A 25,398-nucleotide genomic window follows, 5' to 3' on the forward strand; every position below is an offset into this window, starting at 1 on the left:
CATGCCATCCAAAGTGTCATCATCCGGTTCAGTGTTGCCACCTGTGCCTCCTCATTTGCCGGATGAGCCTTCATCAAAAAACACCGTTTCATCAGGCTTTCGAGATGTTTCTGTTGCGGATGGAGAGGAAGGATTAACGTTCCCGCAGGAAGGATGGCACACTGCTCCTCAAAGTCTGGATTCCCGACACCCCAGAGTGGTCGATGCCCAGCCACTGATTCAGATTGATGATATACCTGCAACCTCGGAAGCAGCCTTTCCCGCCATGCCAAAAATTAGATCAAGCGTGTTCGAGAGACTATTGGCTTCGGTCATAATCTGGGTGCTGGACTTGAAAAAAGTTCGGTCAAAAGTCAGCTTTCGCAGGGCGGCCGTCGTCAGACAACTGAACAAACAGTTGAAAAGGGTCAGGGAGGCGATACACAGCAAGCCTTTAAAGAAAACGCTTGATGAACGCCGGATTCTGAAAAAAAAGCAGATGCTGTTGCGTAAACAGAAAAAGCAGGCAAGAGTGGCCAGGGATAATGAGATTCGTAGTTACCTCAGGCTGTTGCGATCTTTCAAAGCTATGCATAGAGGAGAGTTAAAGGAGCATACTGTTCATCTGGACGAACTGTCACTGGGAGGTGGCAAAGCCACTTTGAAGCATGTTGAGTTAAGGGTCCACAAAGTGGAGCTGTTGGATTCGGACACGGGCCAGACCTACCCCAAAATTACCCTGGATGTTAAGGGCTCTGTTAATGTTGATGTGCCCGGTCAGCCTCCCCTTAAGATGGATATCAAAATCAAGGATATGGATGTCAGTATTCAGGGCAGAGTGGTAGCAGGAATTAATGCCTATATTAGTGGAAAGGGCATTGCAGGCTTTTTCAGGGCACTTCACCGTATTCGCAGGCAGAAAGGCACCTTCTTCGAGCTTAACCGGACAGGGGTCACCATTGGAAAAATAAAGGCTTCTCTGGATGAACCGGACCCGGCAGCCCTGTTTGCATTTACAGGGGGGTTAAGTATCGGGGTGAAAGAAAGCATCAGCAAGATGTTTTCTCTGCTCGAGCATCCATTTGATCTGATGGTTCATGATCTTGAGATAGCCAGAAAAGGTCTGCCTCATCCACTGAGCAGGGTGGAAGGACTTAAGGTGGCTAGTGAACTCAAGCCTTTTGAGTGCACACAGGGTGAGACGGAGAGAAGGCTGGCCGTCAGTGTGAAAACCATGGAAGTGGATACAGGAGGGCTTTCGGATGCCCTGTATGGTATTGCCCGCGAGAAAAAGCTCAAGCCTATGGATTTAATAACCTCTGATAAAGAGGAAGATTTTGACTGGGTCTCTGAACTGGAAAAACAGTCCTCCGGTCTCAGGGCCAGAGCCAGCGACCTTAATCTGCAGTTGAAGGCGCAGTTATCAAAAGAAAAAGTTCAAAGTGGGTCTGGAGATTTCGATCTGGAACTCGATGCGGGCCATCTGGAGCTGGAAAATAGCGGAGCAGCACAAGCGCATCTGGATCTGAATAAGGTTCATATGGAGGGCAAACTGGATGGAGGTGCAACAGATTTTAGCGGTCGTGCAAAAACCTTTTCAGCCGGGCTGAGGCTCAATCAGAAGCTGGGAGCGGATTCTGGTAACAGTGTTAATTGTCATGCTGATGTCAGAGGTGAAGATTTAAAGCTTGCAAGGGCTCTGCATCAGGGGCAGGTTCAAACCGAAATTGAAACAAACCGGCTGATCGTTGATACCCATGGCCAGCCATCCTCGATTCATTGGCGTGATACCCGCATTGAGCTGCCCCAAAACCTGGGTGGGCAGATACAGAAGCTCTCTGCTCATCTCAAAGACAGTGAAAAAGGAGATGCTGAACTCAAGTTCAGTGTCGGTAAAACACACTTATCAGGTGAGGGGCTGGTGGCCGTTAAGACTCAGGCCAGCAAGTTTTCTGTTCCAGTCAGGGGCAATGTGGCTGTGGATCAGTGTGAGGTCTCTAATACGAAGTTCAAAGAAGGGGATTTAAGGCAATCTTCAGCGATTACGGCAGTCACTCCAGGAAATATCAGTATCGATGGCGTCAGAGCCGGCTCTGTCAAGGTTGGAAACCTGACTACAAAGCTGGATGAAGAAGGCACTGGATACGTTTATCTCAACGATGTTTTTTTGAGTGGTGATGACCTTATCGAGGATTTCGAGCAGCTTCCCCAAGCTATCCGACAAAACATACCCACAGGTTTTCTTAAGGGCAGAAAGCTGAAGGCGTCAGTCAAAGTAAAGGTGGAGAAGGGGCTGGTGGACCTGAAAACAGCCGAGTTTCTCTCTTTCGATCTGGATGAAAAGGATGTGGATAAATCCGCCTGGACACAATGGTCTTCATGGGATCAATGGTTCAGAAGTGGTCTGATCGGTGCAGCCGGTTGGGTTTCGTTCAAGGGTATGAATGTGGCCGACGAACAGCTCTGTATTTCATTGGGTATTGGTCCACTGAGTTACCCCATTCCGATCATGAAAGCACCGCAAGAGGCTGTTCGGGGCGAAAAGCTCTCTCTTCCGGTTTTGCTGCATCATTACACCGGTGTCTGTTGGGGTGATGCTTTAACAGACGACAAAGATTTTATACATAAGATCAATATGGGCGATCTGCAGGCTCTCTCAACACTGGAGAGCTATTGTCGACAGGTCGGATCTGATCGGGCTGAGCGTCTGCTGAAAACGTTGCAGCTTCAACCCTGGATAGAGAGGTCGAAGGGTGGGGATCAACTGTCCTTCAGCTATTTGAAAACATTAGCTGGATTATTTTTTCAGTATCCGGGTACAGCTGGTCGGGGCATCCTGTTATTCAGGAGCCTTCAGTGGCCTGTTACCCCGCCTCTGGCCCAAGCCATACTGAAACAGCCCTTCCGCTCACAGATTGATCCTGTAGCTTTGGCTCTTTCCGCTTCGCAGGCAGGGCTGATCAAAGAAGCTTATGAAGTGTTGGCAGAAGCACTCAAGAAGAAGCCGGAAGATTCCAGACTGAATTACTATGCAAGTGTCGTTTTAAGAGACGGGCTCCATGCCATCAGGCCGGATCAGATGAGCGAGGACGAGAAAGAGCATCGGAGTATTGAGTCGGCCCGCAGGTTATCGCTTGCTGCCAGGAAAAAATACCCTGCAGCGATAGCGCTTCAGAAGCAACTCTGTGAAGAACGGGAGCCTTATGCGTTGCTGGCTGAAGCCGGAGATTTGTTGACCCATGTTCATAAACCTTCTGCTTTCTACAAAGCCCTGAACCAGCTTGAGGGAATAGCTGCACAGGGAGAGGGAGTCAAAGGGAGAGTAGCAAAAACTATTCTGGCTAACAGAATAGAAAACGGTCGGAAGATTTTCATACATCCTACTGCCAGGGTTGAAAAGAGTATTCATGCTCTGGAAAAGCGAATGAAACACAAAGGATTATACGATGTCAGGCCGGACGAACTCTACCAGCTCGGTATACGTTACCTTTACGGTGTTGAAGGTAAGGTTTCCAATCCGGCCAGAGCGGTTGAGTTGTTGCAACAGGCAGGCAAAGAGGGAGAAAACAGGGCACAGCTTCACCTTGAGTTGGCAGAGTCAGCACGTTCCGGGATGATGTCTGAATAGAGGGTGATTTTAACCGGAAAAAGAACTGTTCGTTTTTCAGACAGACAGGTATTCTGTTCTTTCATTTTCATTCATTCCAGAGAATTTCAATTCATGAACATTACCGACAAAACAGTCGCGCTGATCCACTACACCCTGAAAAATGCCGGGGGTGAAGTTCTGGACAGTTCCGAAGGTCATGACCCTCTGGCCTATCTGCACGGTGCGGGTAATATTATCGCCGGTCTGGAAAGTGCTCTGGAAGGAAAAACGGCGGGTGACAAGCTGGACGTCTCTGTAGAAGCTGCGCAAGCCTATGGCGAATACGATGAAAGTCTGGTGCAGCCCATTCCCCGTGCCCAGTTTGGTGAACACGACGTAGAAGTAGGTATGCAGTTCCATGCAGATACAGCTATCGGCCCACGCATTGTCACCATTACGGCCATTGAAGGCGATGAAGTTGTGATTGATGCCAACCATCATCTGGCAGGGGAAGACCTGAACTTTGCCGTTGAGGTGGTTGAAGTTCGTGATGCGACAGAAGAAGAGCTGGATCATGGTCATGTACATGGACCCGGTGGTCACGAGCATTGAATCAGTCATAAAAAACCGGGTGAATAGCCCGGTTTTTTTTATGACGGTAAAAAGCATTAGCTTCTTTTGAACAAGATCTTGTTTTTTCTGAAAGTTTTTTCTGGCAATTTGGTCAAAAATACACCGAGCATCAGGAACAGAGTCAGGAACAGAGACTCATGGCTGAGCATTGTTCCGTTCAACAGGCTGTCCAGACAGAGTGCAATCACCGGGAAGATCAGAAAACAGATGGAAGCCTGGAATGGGCTGGCCAGTTTGTTTAACTGGAAGTAAGCCATAATGCCGCCAATCCCTGCTACGGAACCCAGATAGATCACTGCGCTGAGTGAGAGCGCCGAGAAACTGTTTATATCCGGCGTTTCCATGAAGTAGCCCGTAATCATCAGAAATACCGCTGCCATCAGACAGGGGAGGGCATTGTAGGTCAGCACATGAATACCCTCACAACGAGTCTGGACACTGGTGTAAATCAGGGCATGCATGAGCACGGCAACGACCAGTGCAATCACACCCATCAGGCTGCCGTTACTGTTGACCGACATTTCGTTACCAATAATAGTCACCAGGCTGCCCAGGGCTATGACCAGACCCGCCAGCTGGTGCATAGCCACCTTATGGCGCTGGAGTAATACCGAAAAGATCAGAACGACGACCGGCATATTGGCGAAGATGATAGACGCCAGTCCCGATGAAATATATTGTTCGCCAAAAATCATCAGGGTAAAGGGGATGGCAAAGTAAAACAGACTGATCAGGAAAAACTCCAGACTTTTATTCTTTGGGAACCAGATCGTAACGCCTTTCAATCTGGCCAGCAGAAGAATCAGGGGTGCTGCAACAGCAAAACGAATGCCGGTAGCGGTAATGGGCGGAATAGTAGCAACAGCCAGTTCCATAGCCAGCCATGTCGTCCCCCAAATGAAGCAGACAGTAACAAACAAAAGGCTGACCCGGGTCTTTGTGCTCATGCCAACATCCTCGTAATACGTTCAATGGCTGAAAAACAGTTGTTGCTAATTATTACCTATGATGAAAAGTTTAAATGACAAAGCTGGAAAAATGTTGTCAAAGTCGTCATGATTTAAAAAGTTTTGGGAAAAATAATTCTCTATTATGCTTGATAAAAAGGATAAACTGATTCTTGACTGCCTTCAGCGGGATGCATCCATTCCAGTGGCTGATATTGCCGACAGGGTAGGGTTAACCGTCTCACCCTGCTGGAAGCGGTTGAAAAGGCTGGAAGAAGAGGGCTATATCACTCAGCGGGTGGCGCTGCTGGACAGTGAAAAACTGGGTTTACACCTCACTGCTTTTGTGAATATCAAAACCCAAAATCACAGCAATGAATGGTATGAGGCTTTTGTCTCGGAAGTCAGTGACTTTGCCGAAGTGATTGAGTTCTTCCGGATGGCTGGAGAGTACGACTATATGATGAAAGTGCTGGTCAGGGATATGGCAGCCTTTGACGTATTCTATAAGCGACTGGTAAACAGTGTGACCGGACTCAGTGAAGTGACCTCTTCCTTTGCTATGGAGAAGCTGAAAAATACCACTTACCTGCCATTGGGTTGACTATGAGACTCATCGAAATCATGTACTAGACTGGTTTCACCCTCATATCTTTAGTTGTTCCGGTTGTATGCGACACATCACTTCTCCGTTAGCGGGTTGTCTGCTGGCGGCTTCTGTTCTGGCAGGGCGGCATTATTTTCCCGATTATTTTCAGGCCATCGTCCGGTTTGAATCAGCACTGCTGTTCCTGAGTGGACTGATTACCGGTATTCGATTGCCGGATATTGATCTGGCTTTACCAGGGCTGAGTCACCGTTCAGGAATTACTCATTCGTGCCTTCTGGCGGTATTGCCCTTGATGCTTGATCTGCCCTTCGTTGCAGGCGGTCTGGCAATGGGGATTGCGCTGCATTTGTCGTCCGATATCCAGCCAAAAACATGGACCGGTGGAGCATTGATCAGGTTTCCAATACTGGGCAGTATCGGGATGCTCTCGCCACTCTGGATTTTGTTCAATATTGTGGGTTGTTTTGTGGTGCTGTTCCACACCATGCCGCAGAAGCATGAGGTTGGCCATTGGGCCATTCTGGCTGTGATGCTGTTGGGAGGTGGCTGGTATTTCTTAAGTGAAGAGAAAAAGCGGCTTCTTCCGTTGATAACACTGGCCTTTTGTATGTTGCTGGTGCACCAATATAATAAGGGTCGGCTCAATGTTGAGATAGTGATTCGATATTTTGCCTGAAGACAGCCGACTTTGCCTCCCGGGTGAGCCAACGACAAGCACAAATCAATCGCTTGACTTTGAGTCGCCAAGCTTTCGTTTCCGGTGTTGACTTTTGTGTTCCGTCAGGGCTTTCGCGTTTGGCAGGGTCTTCTGGCACTCAGGGCAGGTTTGCACTCCGGTGTGATCTTTGCTTTTGTGAGCCCACAGGGCTTGAGAGTTTGGCAGGGTCTTCTGGCACTCAGGGCAGGTCCGCACTCCGGTGTGATAACGCCTTTTGTGATTCGACAGGGCTTTTGCATTTGGCAGGGCCTTCTGGCACTCAGGGCAGGTCTGCACTCCGGTGTGATAACGCCTTTTGTGATGCGACAGGGCTTGAGCATTTGGCAAGGTCTTCTGGCATTCAGGGCAGGTTTGCACTCCGCTGTGATCTTTCCTTTTGTGATCCGACAGGGCTTGAGCGTTTCGCAGGGTCTTCTGGCACTCAGGGCAGGTTCGCACACCGCTGTGATCTTTTCTTTTATGATCCGACAGGGCTTTCGCGTTTGGCAGGGTCTTCTGGCACTCAGGGCAGCTTTGCACTCCGGTGTGATCTTTCCTTTTGTGATCCGACAAGGCTCTCGTGTTTGGCAGGGTCTTCTGACACTGAGGGCAGGTTTGCACTCCGGTGTGATAGTGACTTTTGTGTTCCGAGAGGGATTGAGCGTTTGGCAGGGTCCTTTGGCAGTCAGGGCAGGTTTGCACTCCGCTGTGATCTTTTCTTTTGTGATCCGACAGGGCTTTCGAGTTTGGCAGCGTCTTCTGGCAATGGGGGCAGGTTTTCACTCCGCTGTGACTTTTTTTTCTGTGATCCCACAGGGCTTGATTGTTGCGCAAGGTCTTTAGACACTCAGAACAGGTTCTCTCTCCAGTATGATATTGCCTTTTGTGACTCGCAAGGGACTTTGCGTCTGACAGGGTTCTCTGACTCTCAGGACAGGTTCGAGCTCCGGTATCATCTTTCCTTTTGTGATTTGACAGGGGTTTCGTGTGGCCATCCGCTCCGACCAGGGGGGCATTGCAGGTTTTTTGTCTGGTTTTGTCGTCTTTTCGGGCTTGTACTGTGCTTCCCTGGGTAAGTGCAATGGAAATCCCGACTGCTTCGGGAGGGCCCGGGACAGTGAACGAGTCATTAATGACAGCAAAACCATCAGTGGTGGTAGACAGGCCAGAAGCACCCTGGGGCTGAATGCCCGGATCGGCCAGTATTTCGAAAGGCACATTGTGTTGGGGGAGTAAGGTCTCCAGAGACTCAAATTGACCCATACAAATAAAACAGTCGCCATCGGCTAAATGGGAGTATGAGTCTTGTTCGTGTGTTGCTTCTGTCTTGCCTGTCCAACTCTCTTCAAAATTCAGCAGCCATTGCCCTGGCTCGATGCTGTCGGGTGATGGTCGCAGTTGACAAAGGCCATGGCAGGGAGAGGTATAACAGTTTAAATCCAAAGTATGCAGGTGTTGTTGAGGGCCTCCGTTACCGTCGTCATTATCAGTGTTCAGCGGGCTGGTAAAAGAGTCCCCGGAGTGGCTGGTGACTGATGAGGTTTGTTGGCCGGATGATGATGTTGATGGCCGGTATTGTGATGGGTCATGCCCAGAGTTAAATAGCACAGTAGTGATCGCAAATCCGACAACCACTTCGACAGGTATCCAAAAAAATTGGCTGCCTGGCCGGGCCGGTCGGTCTCGTTTTATAGAAAAGCACGGGTTTGGATTATCTGTATTGTGTGCAGGCTTGAAAATAAAATCTCTTTCCGACGGCTCGGCAAGAAAGAAGACAGACAATGATAGTAATAGCAGTACTGTAAAGAGTAAGTATTTAATAATTCTATCCTTGTTCTGGTTTACAGATAGGAAGGATAGATCAAGAAGATAAGTGTGTTTTTAAAAGGGCCGTTGAGCATACCTTAACGCAGGGGCATGATGCAGACCGATGGGGCATTCTGGTTGTGTTTAGGTGATCCAATGACAAGCACAAATCAATCACTTGACTTTGAGTCATCAAGCTTTCGTTTCCGGTGTTGACTTTTGTGATACGTCAGAGCTTTCGCGTTTGGCAGGGTCTTCTGGCACTCAGGGCAGGTTTGCACTCCGGTGTGTACTTTGCTTTTGTGATTCGACAGGGCTTTTGCATTTGGCAGGGTCTTCTGGCACTCAGGGCAGGTTTGCACTCCAGTATGACATTTTTTGTGATACGACAAGGCTTGAGCATTTGGCAGGGTCTTCTGGCATTCAGGGCAGGTTTGCACTCCGCTGTGATCTTTTCTTTTGTGATCCAACAGGGCTTGAGCGTTTCGCAGGGGCTTCTGGCACTCAGGGCAGATTCGCACTGGGCTGTGATCTTTTCTTTTATGATACGATAGGGCTTTCGCGTTTGGCAAAGTCTTCTGGCACTCAGGGCAGGTTTGCACTCCGGTGTGATCTTTTTTTTTGTGAACCGACAGGGCTCTCGAGTTTGGCAGGGCCTTCTGACACAGAGGGCAGGTTTGCACTCCGGTGTGATAGTGACTTTTGTGATCCGCGAGGGATTGAGTGTTTGACAGGGTCCTCTGGCAGTCAGGGCAGGTTTGCACTCCGGTGTGATCTTTTCTTTTGTGAATCCACAGGGCTTTCGTGTTTGGCAGGGTCTTCTGGCACTGGGGGCAGGTTTTTACTCCGCTGTGATTTTTTTTTCTGTGATCCCGCAGGGCTTGAGTGTTGCGCAAGGTCTTTAGACACTTAGAACAGGTTTTCTCTCCACTATGATATTGCCTTTTGTGACTCGAAAGGGCCTTCGCGTCTGACAGGGTCTTCTGGCACTCAGGACAGGTTTGAGCTTCGCTGTCATCTTTCCTTTTGTGATTTGACAGGGCTTTCGTGTGGCCATCCGCCCCGACCAGGGGTGCGTCGCAGGTTTTTTGTCTGGTTTTATCCTCTTTCCGGGCTTGTAACGTGCCTCTCTGGATAAGAGCAATGGAAATCCCGACCGCTTCGGGAGGGCCCGGGACAGTGAACGAGTCATTAATGACAGCAAAACCATCAGCGGTGGCAGAAAGGCCAGAAGTACCCTGGGGCTGAATGCCCGGTTCGGCCAGTGTTTCGATAGGCGCATTGTATTGGGGGAGTTGGGCCTCTGGAAAATCAAGATGACCCATACAAATAAAACAGTCATCGGCTAAATGGGAGTATGAGTCTTGTTCGTGTGTTGCTTCTGTCTGGTCTGTCCAACTCTCTTCAAAATTCGGCAACCATTGCCCTGGCTCGGTGCTGTCGGGTAATGGTCGCCGTTGACAAAGGCCATGGCAGGGAGAGGTATAACAGTTTAAATCGAAAGTATGCAGGTGTTGTTGAGGGTCTCCGTTACCGTCGTCATTATCAGTGTTCAGTGGGCTGGTAAAAGAGCCCCCGGAGTGGCTGGTGGCTGGTGAGGTTTGTTGGCCGGATGATGATGTTGATGGCCGGTATTGTGATGGGTCATGCCCAGAGTTAAATAGCACAGTAGTGATCGCAAATCCGACAACCACTTCGTCAGGTACCCAAAAAAAATGGCTGCCTGGTCGGACCGTTCGGTCTCGTTTTATAGAAAAGCACGGGTTTGGATTATCTGTATTCTGTGCAGGCCTGACAATAAAATCTCTTCCCGACGGCTCGGCCTGAAAGACGACAGACAATGACAGTAATAGCAGTGCTGTAAAGAGTAAGTATTTAATAATTCTATCCTTGCTCTGGTTTACCGATAGGAAGGATAGATCAAGAAGATAAGTGTGTTTTTAAAAGGGCCGTTGAGCATACCTTGACGCAGGGGCATGATGCAGATCGATGGGCCATCCTGTTTGTGATGCTGTTGGGAGGTGGCTGGTATTTCTTGTGAGCATGGAGATTTGAGCCTTAGCTATGGCGACGATCGCCAACGCAGGATTAAGGCTCAAATCTTCAGCGCAATTGGGAGTTAGAAAGTTTGATTGGTATTACTGCTTTGTGGCTGCCAGAGCGCGTTGTTGTTCACGAAAAGCCTGTTTGGCTTTTCTTCGATTCAAAACGGTATTGCCGACCTCACCTCCGAGGTGAGCTTCTCCACGTCGTCTTGCCAGCTGAATCTGGTGTTCACGTTCACGGAAACGTTGCTTCTGATCCGGTGTGTGCCTGTCATAGCAGTGAGGGCAACTGACGCCCTGTTCAAAGTGTTCGCTGAGCTGGTCCTGAACGGTTATAGGAAGACGACAAGCGTTGCATTGATCGTACTGACCTTTTTCAAGCTGATGATTGACGGTGACACGATCATCAAAAACAAAGCATTCGCCTTCCCAGGTGGATTCTTCCTGGGGTATTTCTTCCAGGTATTTGAGAATCCCGCCTTTCAGGTGGTAGACCTCTTCAAAACCCTGTTCTTTCAGATAGGCCGTCGACTTTTCGCAGCGAATGCCACCAGTGCAGAACATGGCAATTTTCTTGTGTTGCCCGGGGTTGAGGTGATCCCTGACGTATTCAGGAAACTCCCTGAAGGTCTCAGTGTTGGGATTGATCGCATTTTTGAAGGTGCCTACCTGGACTTCATAATCGTTGCGGGTATCAACCACCAGAACTTCCGGATCATTGATCAAATCGTTCCATGACTTGGCATCGACATAGGTTCCGACAACATGGTTGGGATCAATACCTTCCACACCCATGGTGACGATCTCTTTCTTGAGTTTGACCTTGGTACGTTTGAAAGGCATCGCCTCGGTGTAGGATAACTTATACTCAATTTCAGCGAGACGGGGGTCGCTTTTCAGCCAGACCAGGAGCTGGTCTATGGCATTTCGGGTACCGGCAACGGTGCCATTAATACCTTCCCGGGCAAGCAGCAGAGTGCCATGAACGCCATGGCCCTCCATGACTTTCAGAAGTTCAGGCTTAATGGTTTCAAAGTTATCCAGAGTAACAAATTTATAGAGCGCACAAACGACGATTGACATATAGGGTCCTGTTGCTGGCCGGAGCGTAAATCCGGTGCAGTGTGTTACAGCCTCCTTCAGGCGAAAGACGACTAACTTTCTGGTCAGGAATCAGACCAGCCGATAAGCATAGCAAAGAGAAAGCACCGGCTGCCAGTGCAGTTAATACTCACACACACTCTGTTGGTTGGTCTGGTTTTATTACATAAACTAGCTTTGCAGCCAGACATCTTTAGCCCAGTGCCAGACCGAAGGCCAGGTGGTTTCCGAGAGGTCGCCTGCTGTCCAAAGGCCTACTTCACCTTCCGCAGACACGCAATAAAAGTCGCCATTATGCTCACAGAGCGGCAGCAGATCTCTGGGCATTCCCTGGTCCCAGGCGATGGCCGCAACTTCAGGCAGGTAGGTGTGAGAGCAGGGGTCTTTAATGGTAACGGGTTCCATGGAGCCATAAACAAGGTCACTGACTTGCAGCAGAAACTCCCGGAAGTCGGAAGGAATCGGAAGCAGCAGCTGCTCTTCAGCTTCGATGATCTCATCTTCGTCAGGAAGCTCCAATGGTGTAGGTACCTCGACGGCACCTTCCCGGAGTTCATCAATGACATCTTCCATAGCGATAACCTGTGACTGGGGCTGTGGCGGTAGAAAAGCCCCTCATGGATAAGGGGCTGTCATGAGGCTCAATGGAGCCGGTTTTCCTGATTATCTGCGACCTTTGACCGGTCTGCCAGATTGGGAAGGTTTTTTTCGAGTGTTGCCGGAGCCTGATTTGAATGCTGGCCTGTTTTTATTACCAGCAGGCTTTTTTCCCGGATGAGCTGAAGTTGAGCGCGGCTTGCCAGACTTTTTGGAGGGCGCCTCGTCACTCAAAGTAACCTTAACACCGTCCTCAAAATAAGGCACTGGCTCAACGTTCAGGGGCTTGTTAATAAGCTTACGAATGGCTTCCAGCAGTTTTTTCTCTTCCGGGTTCATCAGGGAGATTGCTCGCCCCGGGCTGCCAGCACGACCGGTTCGACCAATACGGTGCACATAATCCTGCGGCACTTTAGGCAGGTCGTAGTTTACCACCAGTGGCAACTGATCCATATCCAGCCCTCTGGAAGCAACATCAGTGGCTACCAGAACCCGGTAAGCACCCGCCTGAAACTCAACCAGCGTTCTGCTGCGAACAGGCTGGCTCTTGTCACTGTGCAGTGCCGTGGCGCTGATACCTTCGTCAGAGAGCAGGTCGGCAACTTTTTCGGCGGCTTTTTTGGTGCGCACGAAAACCAGTACCTGCTCCCACTTGCCACCTTCAATGATATAGCTGAGGATTTCCGGTTTATCCTGTTGATCCACAGGATAGACCGACTGTTTGACTGTGCTGGCAGCAGAGTTTGGATTCTCTATTTCAATTTTGACCGGATGACGCTGGAACTCATGGGCCAGCGCCCTGATCTGCTTGGAGAAGGTTGCAGAGAAAAGCAGATTCTGACGTTTGGCGGGCAGAACCTCAAGAATCTGATCCAGCTCATTTTTAAAGCCGAGGTCCAACATTCTGTCGGCTTCATCCAGAACCAGGATTTTCAGGTGGTCCAGGGTCACATGTTGTTTCCGGATCAGGTCCAGCAGTCGCCCCGGTGTTGCCGTCAGCACATCCACTCCAGCCTGAAGCGCTGCCACCTGAGGCTCTATATCAACACCGCCGTATGCGACTGCTGAGCGAAGAGAGAGGTTTGAACCATAGCGAACGACGCTTTCGCCAACCTGAATAGCCAGCTCGCGGGTAGGTACCAGGATCAGGGCGCGAACAGGATGGTTCTTGAGCGTCCGCATTTCTGACAGACGGTGCAGCAGCGGCAAGGTGAAGCCAGCTGTTTTGCCCGTTCCGGTCTGGGCGGATGCCATGACATCGCGGCCGGTCAGAACCATAGGAATAGCTTTGGCCTGAATCGGGGAGGCTTTTTTATAACCCTGTTCGGTGACTGCCTGAAGGAGAGGTTTACACAAACCAAGGGATGAAAAATCAGTCATTTTGATCTGCAGACCTCTAAGACATGAAATGGGCAGAGGATTGTACAGCAGTCTTTGGCGTTGTGCATTGGGGTTTACCCGCTCTCACTGGAGCGGGAGTGCAACTCAGATCTGCTTGCGCAGGCGCAAGGGCAGTCTGCGAAAATCTATCTCGTACTTACCTTCGGATCCAATCATTGATCCGGCACTGTCATAGAGCCATTGAGCCACGCCATAAAGACCTTCTTCATAAGTATTGATAGCCCCTGTGATGGTGATTTCTCCCAGGCTCTGATTAATGTTCATCACCTTGAGAAAACCCTCGATCTCAGGGCCTTTCAGCTTGTAAGTTGCGCCAGAGCTGCAATCACTCAACGTGAAATACTCATTTTTGATCAGGTTATGATGGAGTGTGCCTGAAGAGTCCATATCCAGCTCATACAGCTTGATATAGCCGAAGCTGTTATTGTCGGAGCCGATTTTCAGTTCCACTTGAAACTGTTCCACCTTGTCGGTCGAGCGATCAAGCGTAACTTTAGACATGCCCGAGTAGTTCCCTGAGGGCAGGTTACATAAGTTTCCGGCATTGACGAAGCTGGCCAGGCAAACAAGCACGCTGAATAGCTTAATTTTTATTAGATTTTTCATTCCCTTCCTCCAATTTTTTAATGGCTTATATTGTTATTAGACAAGGAATGTGCAGTTAAGTTCTCAGTAGGAAGGGATTTGTTGAGGTTAAAGCGGTTTTTTCTAGACTAAAGTCTGAGAAAACCCGCTCTCATAACGGTTCAGGAAGGATTAGTTTTTCTTGCGTTTTAAAGGCTCAAAACCGGCATCAACCGATTCAGTGGTGTCCTGACTGGCGGGTTTACGGCGCTTACCCAGGTTCTTTTTGTTGCGCTGCCGTGTTTTTCCAGCATTAGTCTTGTCGGAGACCTTCTTTTTCTTGCTGCCGACGGCTTTTCCCGAAGCCTTCAGCTTTTTAGGGCCTTTCCAGCTGCCTCTCAGCTCCTTGATTGAGCGTTTTTCAAAGCGTGTTTTCAGATAACGCTCTATGCCTGACATCAGGTTCCATTCGTTGGGGCCAATCAGGGAGATGGCCAGACCTTTTTCACCGGCTCGTCCAGTGCGGCCGACGCGGTGAACATAGTCATCGCCATTGCGAGCCATATCGAAATTAATGACCAGCTCAATCCCTTTGATATCCAGACCTCTGGCTGCGACATCGGTAGCCACCAGAATATTGATCTGGCCTGAAGCCAGCATGGCCATCATCTTTTTTCGTTCCTGGTGATCCATCTCACCATGCAGAACACCGGCTTTCAGGTCACTGTAGCGAAGGAAACCGCACAGCTGGTCAGCCAGGTTACGGGTATTGGTGAAAACAATGGCTTTCTCGAAAGGCTCGTTTTCCAACAGCCAGCGAGTCAGCTTTTCCTTATGCTTTTGATCATCGCTCAGTACGATCTGCTGGTGGATGTTCTCATGCTTTTCTCTGGCCGTATTTAAGGTCAGGGTTTCAGGTTCTCGCAAAACCAAGTCAATCAGTACACCCATCCCTTTTTGTTGCAGGGTGGCAGAGAACAGCATGGTTTGTCGATCCTGACGACATTCAGAGGCAATTTTCAGCATGTCTGGACTGAAACCAAAATCCAGCATACGGTCAGCCTCATCCAGAATCAGGTATTCCAGATCATTAAAGTCGGTATTGTTGTTCTCCATATGCTCAAGCAGACGGCCCGGCGTGGCGATCAGAATTTCCGGATTCTTTCTCAATGTATTGACCTGGTGACGAAACGGGTCGCCACCGGTAATCAGTCCGGCTTTGATCTGGGTAAAACGGGCCAGGGCTTCCGTCTCTTTCAGAATCTGTCGGGCCAGCTCCCGGGTGGGCACCAGAATCAGCATTCGGGTGCCGGAGCGGGGGGCTGGAGTGTTCTCGAAATGATTCAGGGCAGGCAGCAGGAATGCCGCCGTCTTGCCACTGCCGGTTTCGGAGCTGACCAGCAGATCTTTGCCATCCAGCGCTCTGGGAATCACTGCCACCTGGACGGGGGTGGCCTCGCTGAAATTTCTTTCAGTCAGGGCTTTTTGCAGCCGTTCGTGCAGAGCCAGGTCAGAAAAAAGCAAGCGATACTCCTTATGAGAATTCCCACCGAATCAGCTCGGTGGGGAGGGGGAGGGTTTTAACAGGGTATGATTGGGGATTACATGACACGCATTCCGGGTTGAGCACCTTCATGGGGCTCAAGAATCCAGAGATCTTTACCGCCGGGGCCGGCGGCCAGAACCATCCCTTCACTCACGCCAAACTTCATTTTACGAGGTGCCAGGTTGGCGACTATAACCGTATACTTGCCGGTCAGGGCTTCCGGGGCATAGGCAGACTTTATGCCGGCGAATACGTTGCGAGGCTCTGCTTCGCCAATATCCAGAGTTAATCGCAGTAGTTTACCAGCGCCTTCTACCAGCTCGGCATTGACAATTTTGGCAATGCGCAGATCCACCCTGGCAAAGTCATCGAAAGTAATCTGCTCAGCCACAGGCTCTTTTTCCAGCCATTCGTTGCAGGCAGAGGTTTCAGCAGGTTTTTGCTCAGACATTTTGGCAAGTACCTCTTTGCTGGCTTCAATCATGGCTTCGACTTTATTCAACTCGACACGGGTCATCAGAGGCTTGAAATTGTTCACCCCGTGATCCAGAAGCAGGGTCTGGCTGTCGGTCCAGCGCAGAGGCTCTATGTTCAGGAAGGCTTCTGCCCTGGTTGCCATAGCAGGCAGAACCGGCTTCAGGTAGATCATCAGCAAACGGAACAGGTTAATACCGGCTGAACAGATGTCGTGCAGTTCCTGATCCTTGCCTTCTTCTTTAGCAACAACCCAGGGCTTCACTTCGTCAATCCAGGCATTGGCTTTGTCAGCCAGAGCCATGATTTCACGCATGGCTTTGCCGAATTCACGGCCTTCATAGAGTTCTGCGATGCGCTCTCCGGTCTTCTGGAAGTCGGCTGTCAGCTCCGGGATCATGTTGTTGGTAGACAATTTTCCAGTAAAACGCTTCTTGATAAAGCCGGCGTTACGACTGGCAATGTTAACCACTTTGCCGACCAGGTCAGAGTTTACCCGCTGAACCAGGTCTTCTGTGTTCAGGTCCAGGTCATCGATGCGACTGGACAGTTTGGCGGCGTAATAATAACGCAGATACTCCGGGTCCAGGTGCTCCAGATAAGTCCGGGCGGTAATAAAGGTGCCACGGGACTTGGACATTTTTTCGCCGTTCACTGTCAGGTAACCATGAACATTGACGAAGGTCGGTGTGCGATAACCCGTACCTTCCAGCATGGCAGGCCAGAACAGGCAATGGAAGTTGACAATGTCCTTGCCGATGAAGTGATGCACTTCACAGTCACTGTCTTTTTTCCAGTAATCGTCAAAGTTCAGGTCGTCTCTTTTCTGGCACAGGTTCTCGAAAGACGCCATATAGCCGATGGGAGCGTCCAGCCAGACGTAGAAGTATTTACCGGGCTCACCGGGAATTTCGAAGCCGAAGTAAGGCGCGTCGCGGGAAATATCCCAGTCCTGCAGGCCAGCGTCCAGCCACTCGGCCAACTTGTTGGCAATCTCGTCGGAAATGGTGCCGGAACGGGTCCACTCTTTCAGGAAGCCATCAAAATCTGAAAGTCTGAAGAAAAAGTGCTCACTCTCTTTTTCTACCGGAACCGCACCGGAAATAGCCGACCTGGGATTTTTCAGGTCGGTGGGAGAATAGGTGGCGCCACATTTTTCACAGTTATCACCGTACTGGTCGTCTGCCCCGCACTTTGGACATTCCCCCTTGATATAACGATCCGCCAGAAACATCTGCTTCTCAGGGTCATACGCCTGTGTGATGTTGCGGCTGGCGATATGGCCATTTTCCTTCAGCTTCAGGTAAATGGCTTCAGACAGTTTGCGATTTTCTTCAGAGTGGGTGGAGTGGTAATTATCAAACTCCACCAGGAAATCACCAAAGTCACGAATGCGCTCTTTGTTGATCAGGGCGACAGACTCTTCTGGCGAAATGCCCTGCTTTTCAGCATGCAGGCTGATGGCGGTGCCATGGGCATCGTCGGCGCAGACGTAAGTGCATTGGTTGCCGAACAGCTTCTGAAAACGAACCCAGATATCGGTTTGAATGTATTCCACCAGGTGTCCCATATGCAGAGGACCATTGGCATAGGGCAGGGCACTGGTGACAAGTATTTTACGTTGGCTCATTCGAGTACTGTGTTGCTGGAAAATTGAAAGAGGGTAAAGGGGGGCAGTATACGATAATTCTTATTGCTTAGGCTAAGACTTAAGTAAAGAGGCCGCTATTGAAGTACTTTAACTCCTCCATATCCAGAGATATTCTGGTCGACCCGGAAACCCTTTATCAGCGGCAAAGCTTACTTCGAACTAACAGCTACTGAAAGTTTACTTAGGTTGAATGCCTGCACGAGTCCATAAGGGTTCCTTTTCCCAGTTAGCCGGAAACCCCATATGTACTCTTGAAATCGCTGGATTTCTTGAGATCAACCCGTTAAGCCTGGTGGCCCAGCCACTTCCGGGGCTAATTCTGCTCAATAGCGTTTCGATAATAACCAGCTGATAGTTAAGCCGTCGCCGTGGATTAATGGTTTGTGCAGGTGATGAGGGAACCGTAATTTTCTCAGGGATATATATCCAATTTGCTGGTGCTTTTCTTGGCCATACGGGGCTGGTACCAGACTCTCTATTCCAGATTCTTGAATGATGAGCACAGTGATTACGTAAATCAGACAGTGAACGAAACCAGGTTTTAAGTACTGTAAATTGAAAACCAAAATGCTTTGTAAGAGGTTTCTGATCTTCCGGGGAGCGAAGATTGGCAAAGAGTTATGAAATTTGTTTGAAGCTTAAAAGTTCCAGTGCCATCCATAACGGTGGTTGTACTGGTGAATCAGGGTACTTTCGTTGATAGCTTTCCAGATATACCTCCATCTTCCTCCTCTCCGACTTGCTTTTCAGCTCACTAATCAGCCATTGGTGATTGTAATGGCTATTAAAAATGTTTGGGTCAAGATACCCATGAGGACCGTGTCGTGTAGCGAGAACTTGTGTTAATTGAGCACGCAGTGCAACTTCTATTCGTTCAATGGCATCTAAAAGGAGAAGTCTCAACTCTCTGTCGAAAATATACAGTTCCAGGACATCTTCAAATGATGTGCCTGAAATGAACTGATGACCATCACCCGATCTGGGGATGTAGAACGGGCGGGTATAGGCACTTAAACGGAAGTAACTAATATTCTTTAAGTAGCGTTTGGCTCTGACAGGGCCAGCAACTACCAAGCCTCTGGCAATCAAAGTTTCAATCTGCTCGTTGAGGCTTAATGCGTGTTTGCTGAAAGTAACCATTTGTTTTTATTGTCGAAAATGTGCTTTCTATTATTAACTGGCAATAAAAAAAACCGCCAGAGTGTGCTTCGTCGAGAGGCATGGCGGGTGTGTCAGGGTAAAACCAGGTGTTAGTGGGTGATATGTCAATAGGTGCCTGTTTTTATCTCCAATTCGCGTAGCATACGATGCAACGGACAATAGTGCTTGCAAGGAGTTAACCGAACGACCAAAAGATCTTGATCGGGTACCGATTTAAAAATCGGTGATGTGTGGGGCTACCTCAGCGAAGAAGAACAAAGTGCTGCTATGAGAGGCCTTGAAGAGGGTTATTTTGGCAACACAGCTTACTTTAAATCAATAGCCACTGAAATTTATCTCGTGTTCAGATGAAATTTTTGTCCCTGTGAAAAAAGTAAGATCACTTAAAAGCTACAAAGGAAAAGTCGCCAGCGCATGACAGATCTGGTCTGGGTGAAAACGTCAGAAGAAAGTAAAAATACCGCTATTCAATCCGGCTTTACTGGCGTTAGAATAATCGGCTTCCCGTTACAAATATGGGAAAATTCCGGGAGTAAATGGGCTCTGTCCAGTCTGGCTTCAGACTTGCGAAGGGATTTACTCACCACAAAATCTTAAGACAGGTATCTGCTTCCTTATCGGAGGAATGGGCCTGTTTCTGGCTGGCGTCTACGCCTGTGGCCTTATCTGAAAGCCAGGGCTGTTTCATTATTACAACCGGTAGACCGAAGCCGGGAAGGCAGGTATTGTTAAATTCATGACTGACGAAGAACGCCAGAAGCAAAAACTGCGAAGAGAGTGGGCTTCCGGAGACAGGTCTCCATTTCAGGATTTTGCTCAGGAACGTGGAGAAGAACATCCGGTGTTTGCCCGACAGACGACTGGATCGGCAGCCGCTCAGTCAAACACGCTTGCGGAGGGCGCCAGGGTTCAGCCTCTGCCTGAGGATTTTACGCCTGATGCAGTTTACATAGAGTTTCTTGAGGCGCACCACGGTATTCCGGCAGACTTTACCCTTGCCCAACTTCCGGAATTCAAGCTCTACTGGCTGGAGACCGGTGAAGCTCGCAAAGCCTGGCAGAATAAGTTCAAGAACCATGTGATCTACCAGTGGAAGCGGGGTCAAAGTGAAGAAGGGCAACGAACTCATAAATCAACTGTCGAAAAACTTACAGACACCAGCTGGGCAGATGGACTCCAGTTCGACTTCGACGAGTCAGACGACCAGTCGTGAAACCTTGCAAAGAGCTCAACAGACAAAGTATGCCATTAATACTCTGTTTACCATGCTGGAAGCCGCCTTCCCGTTAAAGTTTAAAAAAGCCTTCCCAACCGATGCTTCATTGGTAGAAGCGAAGAAAGTCTGGATTCAGGGGCTCGGAGAATTCAAGCCTGCCAGGATTGTCAGGGCTGGTCAAAAAGTTCTGGATACCACTAAATTTTTTCCTGATCTCAGCGAGATACGCGAACATTGTAAGCTGCATCATGATGAGATGGGCTTGAAAAAGCCTCTGCAAGCTTATTACGAAGCCTGCTATGCGCCTGAGCAGAGCCGCGACTCTCGTTGGTCTCACATTGCCGTCTATCTGGCAGCACGGGAAACGGGCTGGATGACCCTGCGAAGTGAAGAGCAAAGAGTCGCCTTTCCCATCTTTGAGCGAAATTACAACATACTCTGTAACCGGGTTCTTGATGGTGAGGATCTTGAGGCTTCAATCATGAAAGGTATTGAAGACAGTCGCTCGAAAGAAGCCGTGAGGGTTGCGGATGAGCAGGCTGAGCAGGCGCTGCGAAAAACCATGGCAAAGCAGGGCATTGATCCTGACTCGGGCCGCTCTGCTTTTGAGAAGTTGAAAAAGTCGCTGTCCAATGGTCAGTAAATTCGTTTTTTACTGGCAGAATAACAACGAAATCATTAGTCTATCTGCCATTCAAACGGTTGGAGTCTGACGCCCATGAGTGTCCCAGATCGTGCTGCGGTTGAAGCCGCTGTTCAAGGCTATCACGATCCTTTTCTGAAACAGGACCTGGTCACGGCAGGTTGTATCAAAGAGCTTTCCATTGAGTCGGGCAAAGTCACCCTGAAGGTCGAACTGGGCTACCCGGCAGAAGGCTTGAAGGGGGGCATTGAGCAGTTACTGGCTGCCAAGATCGAGAACCTTCCCGGTGTTGAAAGTGCCAGAGTCTCTGTCGGCTGGCGTGTGTCCAGTGCGCCGGTTCAGGGTGAGCTGGAAGCTCTGTCCGGTGTCAAAAACATTATTGCAGTGGCTTCCGGAAAAGGCGGTGTGGGTAAGTCGACCACCACTGTCAATCTGGCATTGGCGATGGCCGCAGAAGGTGCCAGAGTTGGTGTTCTGGATGCCGATATTTATGGTCCCAGTATCGGGATGTTGTTGGGCCTGCCTGATGGTACCCGTCCGGAAGTCAAAAATGAAAAGTTCTTTATTCCCATTGAGGCTCACGGCATTCAGGCCATGTCCATGGCGTTTCTGGTGACAGAAGATACTCCGGTGGTTTGGCGCGGTCCCATGGTCAGTGGTGCTCTGCAGCAACTGTTGACCCAGACATTGTGGAATGATCTTGATTACCTGTTTATCGATATGCCTCCGGGCACCGGGGACATCCAGCTGACACTGGCTCAGAAAGTACCCGTCACTGGCAGTGTTATTGTGACTACACCGCAGGATCTGGCGTTGATCGATGCTAAAAAAGGCATCGAAATGTTCAATAAGGTCAATATCCCGGTGCTGGGTGTGGTTGAAAATATGGCTATGCATGTCTGCTCTGAATGCGGTCACACCGAGCATCTCTTCGGCGAAGGGGGAGGAACCCGCATTGCTGACCAGTTTGGTGTTGATCTGCTGGCTGCACTGCCTTTGTCCATGATGATTCGTGAACAGTCTGATGCAGGAGAGCCGACTGTGGTTTCTGAGCCGGACTCACAGATCACCATGATCTACAGGGATATGGCTAAACGGATGGCTGCGGAACTGGCATTAAAAAATACTGAGAAGCCCGAAGCGCCAACCATCTCATTCAGTGACGACTAACTAAAACGGGGAGAGGCTGCTCTCCCGTTTTTCAGAAGCCTTGCAGGTGCTTAATGACTTTTTTCATAAACTGCTTTCGATCTTCCTCTGTTTTTTTGTCCATACCGTAAAGCGCCAGCCACTTTATATCTTTGCAGCGGGATACCACTTTCAGTGAGAGCCTGAACATTTTCCTGGGCGGATTGCCTATCAGAGCCATCCGCCAGCGGGATGACCCCTGGGTAGTAATGATCAGGAACTTTTTAATACGGGTCAGGCCCGGTTCCAGACCTTTAGGTCCATAGGTTGCCACAACTCCGGGTAGCCAGACCCGGTCAAGCCAGCCCTTTAAAATCGCCGGAGGGCCCATCCACCAGGTGGGGTAGATAAAGACCACTGCTTCTGCCCATTTCAGTTTGGCAACCTGGTTTTCGATCCCGTCAGTGTTGTTACGGGTCATGTAGTTCAGTCTCTCTTCACGGGACATTCGTGCTTCAAATTCAATCTCATAAAGATCCAGTGGGTGTACATTGTGCCCGGCCAGAGTCAACTGTTCACAGGTCATTCTGAACAGTGCTCCATTGTAGCTTTCCGGGTTCGGGTGGGCATAAACGACTAAAACATTCATTCTGATCTTATTTGCTGGCAACAATCAGGGCTATTTTAGTGGCTTTTAGCAACAAAAGCAGGTGCAGCAGAGAAAGCGGGGAGAGAGCTACCGCCTTTGATTGTCGGGCACGTATAATAGCGTTTAATAACATTCTGGGGGTTGTGGTTGAGACACTCCCTTCTTGCTGCTGGAAAAATAGACCATGAGACTTTGTGATCGGGATATAGAAGCTTGCCTCGACAGTGGAAAAATCATTATTGAGCCCCGTCCCGGCTCTGGCAAGATCAGTGGGGTTAGTGTTGACCTGACTCTGGGAAACAGTTTCAGGGTCTTCAACGATCATGCAGCCCCTTTTGTGGACATCAGTGGTCCCAGGGAAGAGATTAATCGCGTGTTGGACTCCATTATGAGCAAGGAGATAACCCTGAATGATGGCGAAGCTTTTTTCCTTCATCCGGGCGAGTTGGCTTTGGCAGTTACCCGTGAATCCATTACCTTGCCCGATGATATTGTTGGCTGGCTGGATGGTCGATCTTCTCTGGCGAGACTGGGTTTGATGGTGCATGTCACCGCTCACCGGATTGACCCGGGCTGGAGTGGTCAGATTGTGCTGGAGTTTTTTAACGGTGGGAAACTGCCACTGGCTCTGAGACCGGGAATGGGCATAGGTGCTATTAATTTCGAGACCATGAGTGGTACCGCAGCCCGTCCCTACAACAAACGAAAAGACGCAAAATACAAGGAACAGAAGAGTGCAGTAGCCAGTCGAATTGCTGAGGATCAATGAGGTAGAGCTCCCGGTCTGATGACAAAAAAGTAAACCCCTGGCAAGCCGGGGTTTTAGCTGTCAGGCCGGTATCATTTCAGCATGATTTCAACACGACGGTTTTCCTGTCTCATCTCTTCTGTATCATTCCCGCGTAGTGGGTGATCTGCACCTTTGCCTCTGACGTTCATGTTTTCTTCTGGAATCCCTTTGCTCACCAGGTAGTCTTTAACGGCCTCAGCTCTTCTTTCAGAAAGCTTCTGGTTGTATAAGCGGGAACCTATCTCACAGGCGTGGCCGACTATTTCGATGTGGCTGTCATGATCCAGCTGACCAATCAGCGTGTTCAGCATTTCCAGATCGCCCGATCTCAGTCTGGAAGAGTCAAAGTCAAAGTTAACGGTGGACATCTCTTCTACACCATTAGTAACCATTGGACCCTCAGGCTCAGTAACAGGGTCTGCCATGGCGCAGGCTGTGCCACCGATCAGTGCTCCTGCCACCAGGGCAGCACCACCGGTTGCCATATTGTAAGCCGCTCCGGGGATCCCCATAAGTACCCCCCCTTGGGCCATACAGGTCGACCAGTGAGGCTTCTGAGGTTGAGTCTGTGAAGAGGTGGTGGAACAACCTGCCGTGAACAGCAGAGGGAAAACGATAGCTAACGTGCTCAGCATCCTTGCAGACATGGTACTACTCCTATCCATGGTTTAGAGTCTGGTCTGCAAGAGAATGAATGCAGACCATTTGTGTTGATTATAGGGAGCGTTGAATCCTGCTCCAGATGACTGTTTTCCGGTGGTTTGGTTTTATTGTGAGAGGCAGGCTGAGATCAGGCTGTTTTTTTGACAACAACTGGCGTCAGAGAGGCGTCAGAGGGATGATTTGCTGGAAGAGTGGTCACTTTTCAGAGGTTTCACTTTTCGAGATTCAAAATGTCATGAAAGCTACCGGATTTTGTCGATAGTCATTAGCCGATAAGGGGTAGAAATTAATCGATCAAAGTCGCTTATCTTACAGGATGGCCATTCCGTTCGATAGGCCTGATAGAAGAAACCAGTCGACTGACCAGAACCTCAAATAAAGTTTATAAGGCTTTGGCCAGAAATGGACTGGTTTATTCATTTAGTAGTCCGAATTGTTCAGAGCGCTGGAAGCCCTGACTTATCAATTATGAGCGTGCAGGTCTTCGTTAAGAGCGATAGCCGACTTATTGGTCAGGCATTCAATGGCACCGGAAATTGAGTTGCGACGGAACAGCAGGTCAGACTGGCCACTCAACTGGCTGGCTTTAACGGTTTCAACCACGTTTCTCTGATCGTCCAGGACATTGACTTTGCTGCCAGCCGTCAGGTACAGACCGGCTTCGATGGTGCAACGGTCGCCCAGTGGAATATTGATTCCTGCATTGGCGCCGATCAGGCAGTTTTCGCCCAGGGAAACGACGATGTCGTTACCACCCGAGAGGGTACCCATGGTGCTGCAACCACCGCCCAGGTCAGAACCTTCACCAATCATAATACCGGCAGAGATACGACCTTCAATCATGCTCTTACCCTGGGTGCCGGCATTAAAGTTAATAAAGCCTTCGTGCATGATCGTGGTGCCTTCACCAACATAAGCGCCCAGACGAACCCTGGCCGCATCGGCGATACGCACTCCGGCAGGGACCACGTAATCGGTCATTTTCGGGAACTTATCCACTGAGTCTACGCTGATGTAGCGGCCTTCAGCACGAGCTTTTAGCTGGCGCTCAGGCAGTTCTGTCAGGTCGATAGCTCCTTCACTGGTCCAGGCAACGTTGGGCAACAGAGGGAAGATCCCTTGCAGTTTGACACCATGGGGCTTAACCAGACGATGTGAGAGCAGATGCAGCTTCAGGTAAGCTTCAGGCGTGCTGTTCAGGGTGTCGTCCGTTTCCAGAAAAGTAATGACACGGGGCTGATCACTTTCTTCAAGGCTCAGCATCATTTTCGCCAGAGCTTCCTCACCCAGATTGACGAAAGACTCTTCAAGCGCATGACAGGTTGTACTGTCCAGCTCAACGCAGGTGTTGCCGCCAGTGTAATCAACGAGCTCGATAATCGCTGCAACCAGCTTTTCCGATGGGTTCAGCAGAGGCATAGGATAGAATACTTCCAGCCAGTCGCCTTTCGTGTTTTTACTGCCTACACCAATCGCAAGACTGAAAAGAGTTTGGTTCATAAATTACT

At 49.6% G+C, this 25,398-nt stretch carries 21 protein-coding genes and 1 pseudogene; 9 read left to right on the plus strand and 13 right to left on the minus strand.

Annotated elements, in window-relative coordinates; translation table 11 throughout:
• Window position 1: 1 nt before the first annotated feature.
• Window positions 2–3,607, plus strand: a complete 3,606-nt coding sequence (locus tag ACOMG9_RS06000; RefSeq protein WP_494529943.1) for a hypothetical protein — start codon at window positions 2–4, stop codon at window positions 3,605–3,607.
• Between the two features lie 93 nt (window positions 3,608–3,700).
• On the plus strand, window positions 3,701–4,180 hold the full coding sequence (locus ACOMG9_RS06005; RefSeq protein ID WP_422132813.1) for an FKBP-type peptidyl-prolyl cis-trans isomerase: 480 nt from the start codon (window positions 3,701–3,703) through the stop codon (window positions 4,178–4,180).
• Window positions 4,181–4,236: 56 nt separating this feature from the next.
• On the opposite strand, the gene ACOMG9_RS06010 is transcribed toward ACOMG9_RS06005, so the two are convergent.
• A complete protein-coding gene (locus ACOMG9_RS06010) occupies window positions 4,237–5,148 on the minus strand; it encodes a DMT family transporter (RefSeq protein ID WP_422132814.1) in 912 nt (303 codons plus the stop codon).
• 145 nt (window positions 5,149–5,293) lie between these two features.
• Between ACOMG9_RS06010 and ACOMG9_RS06015 the strand changes: the two genes are divergently transcribed.
• Together ACOMG9_RS06015 and ACOMG9_RS06020 are read left to right on the plus strand one after the other, a co-directional pair.
• Window positions 5,294–5,752, plus strand: a complete 459-nt coding sequence (locus ACOMG9_RS06015) for an Lrp/AsnC family transcriptional regulator (RefSeq protein WP_422132815.1) — start codon at window positions 5,294–5,296, stop codon at window positions 5,750–5,752.
• Between the two features lie 67 nt (window positions 5,753–5,819).
• Window positions 5,820–6,434: a hypothetical protein gene (locus tag ACOMG9_RS06020; protein ID WP_448216178.1), complete on the plus strand. Its 615-nt coding sequence runs from the start codon at window positions 5,820–5,822 to the stop codon at window positions 6,432–6,434.
• Window positions 6,435–6,479: 45 nt separating this feature from the next.
• Here ACOMG9_RS06020 and ACOMG9_RS06025 read toward each other — a convergent pair whose 3' ends face one another.
• From ACOMG9_RS06025 to ACOMG9_RS06065, 9 genes and pseudogenes are all read right to left on the minus strand, one after another.
• On the minus strand, window positions 6,480–8,063 hold the full coding sequence (locus tag ACOMG9_RS06025) for a C2H2-type zinc finger protein (RefSeq protein ID WP_448216179.1): 1,584 nt from the start codon (window positions 8,061–8,063) through the stop codon (window positions 6,480–6,482).
• 368 nt (window positions 8,064–8,431) lie between these two features.
• Window positions 8,432–9,928 (minus strand): C2H2-type zinc finger protein, encoded by a 1,497-nt coding sequence (locus tag ACOMG9_RS06030; protein ID WP_448216180.1) that lies wholly within the window; start codon window positions 9,926–9,928, stop codon window positions 8,432–8,434.
• Between the two features lie 471 nt (window positions 9,929–10,399).
• The gene (gene trhO, locus ACOMG9_RS06035; protein WP_422132819.1) at window positions 10,400–11,389 is read right to left on the minus strand and encodes an oxygen-dependent tRNA uridine(34) hydroxylase TrhO; all 990 of its coding nucleotides are present in this window, start codon (window positions 11,387–11,389) and stop codon (window positions 10,400–10,402) included.
• Window positions 11,390–11,578: 189 nt separating this feature from the next.
• Window positions 11,579–11,980, minus strand: coding sequence for an SMI1/KNR4 family protein (locus ACOMG9_RS06040; protein WP_422408832.1), 402 nt, complete (start codon window positions 11,978–11,980; stop codon window positions 11,579–11,581).
• A 90-nt stretch (window positions 11,981–12,070) separates the two neighbouring features.
• Complete coding sequence (locus ACOMG9_RS06045; RefSeq protein WP_494529944.1) at window positions 12,071–13,384, minus strand: DEAD/DEAH box helicase; 1,314 nt, start codon at window positions 13,382–13,384, stop codon at window positions 12,071–12,073.
• Between the two features lie 105 nt (window positions 13,385–13,489).
• On the minus strand, window positions 13,490–14,011 hold the full coding sequence (locus ACOMG9_RS06050) for a hypothetical protein (protein WP_494529945.1): 522 nt from the start codon (window positions 14,009–14,011) through the stop codon (window positions 13,490–13,492).
• 150 nt (window positions 14,012–14,161) lie between these two features.
• Window positions 14,162–15,493, minus strand: coding sequence for a DEAD/DEAH box helicase (locus ACOMG9_RS06055; protein WP_448216183.1), 1,332 nt, complete (start codon window positions 15,491–15,493; stop codon window positions 14,162–14,164).
• Between the two features lie 77 nt (window positions 15,494–15,570).
• Entirely contained in the window at window positions 15,571–17,643 is a 2,073-nt protein-coding gene (metG, locus tag ACOMG9_RS06060; RefSeq protein ID WP_448218617.1) for a methionine--tRNA ligase, read from the minus strand.
• 174 nt (window positions 17,644–17,817) lie between these two features.
• Window positions 17,818–18,780 (minus strand): annotated as a pseudogene (locus ACOMG9_RS06065) (Abi family protein).
• Window positions 18,781–19,215: 435 nt separating this feature from the next.
• Between ACOMG9_RS06065 and ACOMG9_RS06070 the strand changes: the two are divergent.
• From ACOMG9_RS06070 to apbC, 4 genes are all read left to right on the plus strand, one after another.
• On the plus strand, window positions 19,216–19,398 hold the full coding sequence (locus ACOMG9_RS06070; protein WP_448216184.1) for a hypothetical protein: 183 nt from the start codon (window positions 19,216–19,218) through the stop codon (window positions 19,396–19,398).
• Window positions 19,399–19,537: 139 nt separating this feature from the next.
• Window positions 19,538–20,014: a DnaT-like ssDNA-binding domain-containing protein gene (locus tag ACOMG9_RS06075; RefSeq protein WP_448216185.1), complete on the plus strand. Its 477-nt coding sequence runs from the start codon at window positions 19,538–19,540 to the stop codon at window positions 20,012–20,014.
• Window positions 19,971–20,660 (plus strand): replication protein P, encoded by a 690-nt coding sequence (locus ACOMG9_RS06080; protein WP_422132826.1) that lies wholly within the window; start codon window positions 19,971–19,973, stop codon window positions 20,658–20,660. The genes ACOMG9_RS06075 and ACOMG9_RS06080 overlap by 44 nt, the downstream gene beginning before the upstream one ends.
• 75 nt (window positions 20,661–20,735) lie before the next feature.
• Complete coding sequence (gene apbC, locus ACOMG9_RS06085; protein ID WP_422137389.1) at window positions 20,736–21,830, plus strand: iron-sulfur cluster carrier protein ApbC; 1,095 nt, start codon at window positions 20,736–20,738, stop codon at window positions 21,828–21,830.
• Window positions 21,831–21,861: 31 nt separating this feature from the next.
• Here the strand turns inward: apbC and ACOMG9_RS06090 are convergent, their stop codons facing one another.
• Entirely contained in the window at window positions 21,862–22,437 is a 576-nt protein-coding gene (locus ACOMG9_RS06090; RefSeq protein ID WP_494529946.1) for an NAD(P)H-dependent oxidoreductase, read from the minus strand.
• A 184-nt stretch (window positions 22,438–22,621) separates the two neighbouring features.
• Between ACOMG9_RS06090 and dcd the strand changes: the two genes are divergently transcribed.
• Window positions 22,622–23,206, plus strand: a complete 585-nt coding sequence (dcd, locus tag ACOMG9_RS06095; RefSeq protein WP_448216188.1) for a dCTP deaminase — start codon at window positions 22,622–22,624, stop codon at window positions 23,204–23,206.
• 71 nt (window positions 23,207–23,277) lie between these two features.
• On the opposite strand, the gene ACOMG9_RS06100 is transcribed toward dcd, so the two are convergent.
• Both ACOMG9_RS06100 and dapD read right to left on the minus strand, forming a co-directional pair.
• On the minus strand, window positions 23,278–23,874 hold the full coding sequence (locus tag ACOMG9_RS06100; RefSeq protein WP_448216189.1) for an OmpA family protein: 597 nt from the start codon (window positions 23,872–23,874) through the stop codon (window positions 23,278–23,280).
• A gap of 478 nt (window positions 23,875–24,352) precedes the next feature.
• Window positions 24,353–25,390: a 2,3,4,5-tetrahydropyridine-2,6-dicarboxylate N-succinyltransferase gene (dapD, locus tag ACOMG9_RS06105; protein WP_422132831.1), complete on the minus strand. Its 1,038-nt coding sequence runs from the start codon at window positions 25,388–25,390 to the stop codon at window positions 24,353–24,355.
• Between the last annotated feature and the right edge of the window lie 8 nt (window positions 25,391–25,398).

This window comes from Endozoicomonas sp. PH6C, assembly GCF_059322965.1.

Excerpts from the sequence above, each read along its gene's own strand:
- ACOMG9_RS06010 (WP_422132814.1), bottom strand. The coding sequence starts at position 5,148 with ATGAGCACAAAGACCCGGGTCAGCCTTTTGTTTGTTACTGTCTGCTTC.
- ACOMG9_RS06075 (WP_448216185.1), top strand. The coding sequence starts at position 19,538 with ATGACTGACGAAGAACGCCAGAAGCAAAAACTGCGAAGAGAGTGGGCT.
- ACOMG9_RS06080 (WP_422132826.1), top strand. The coding sequence starts at position 19,971 with ATGGACTCCAGTTCGACTTCGACGAGTCAGACGACCAGTCGTGAAACC.
- ACOMG9_RS06100 (WP_448216189.1), bottom strand. The coding sequence starts at position 23,874 with ATGTCTGCAAGGATGCTGAGCACGTTAGCTATCGTTTTCCCTCTGCTG.
- ACOMG9_RS06050 (WP_494529945.1), bottom strand. The coding sequence starts at position 14,011 with ATGAAAAATCTAATAAAAATTAAGCTATTCAGCGTGCTTGTTTGCCTG.
- ACOMG9_RS06000 (WP_494529943.1), top strand. The coding sequence starts at position 2 with ATGCCATCCAAAGTGTCATCATCCGGTTCAGTGTTGCCACCTGTGCCT.
- ACOMG9_RS06090 (WP_494529946.1), bottom strand. The coding sequence starts at position 22,437 with ATGAATGTTTTAGTCGTTTATGCCCACCCGAACCCGGAAAGCTACAAT.
- ACOMG9_RS06070 (WP_448216184.1), top strand. The coding sequence starts at position 19,216 with ATGACAGATCTGGTCTGGGTGAAAACGTCAGAAGAAAGTAAAAATACC.
- dapD (WP_422132831.1), bottom strand. The coding sequence starts at position 25,390 with ATGAACCAAACTCTTTTCAGTCTTGCGATTGGTGTAGGCAGTAAAAAC.
- ACOMG9_RS06020 (WP_448216178.1), top strand. The coding sequence starts at position 5,820 with ATGCGACACATCACTTCTCCGTTAGCGGGTTGTCTGCTGGCGGCTTCT.
- ACOMG9_RS06005 (WP_422132813.1), top strand. The coding sequence starts at position 3,701 with ATGAACATTACCGACAAAACAGTCGCGCTGATCCACTACACCCTGAAA.
- trhO (WP_422132819.1), bottom strand. The coding sequence starts at position 11,389 with ATGTCAATCGTCGTTTGTGCGCTCTATAAATTTGTTACTCTGGATAAC.
- ACOMG9_RS06040 (WP_422408832.1), bottom strand. The coding sequence starts at position 11,980 with ATGGAAGATGTCATTGATGAACTCCGGGAAGGTGCCGTCGAGGTACCT.
- ACOMG9_RS06015 (WP_422132815.1), top strand. The coding sequence starts at position 5,294 with ATGCTTGATAAAAAGGATAAACTGATTCTTGACTGCCTTCAGCGGGAT.
- ACOMG9_RS06045 (WP_494529944.1), bottom strand. The coding sequence starts at position 13,384 with ATGACTGATTTTTCATCCCTTGGTTTGTGTAAACCTCTCCTTCAGGCA.
- apbC (WP_422137389.1), top strand. The coding sequence starts at position 20,736 with ATGAGTGTCCCAGATCGTGCTGCGGTTGAAGCCGCTGTTCAAGGCTAT.
- dcd (WP_448216188.1), top strand. The coding sequence starts at position 22,622 with ATGAGACTTTGTGATCGGGATATAGAAGCTTGCCTCGACAGTGGAAAA.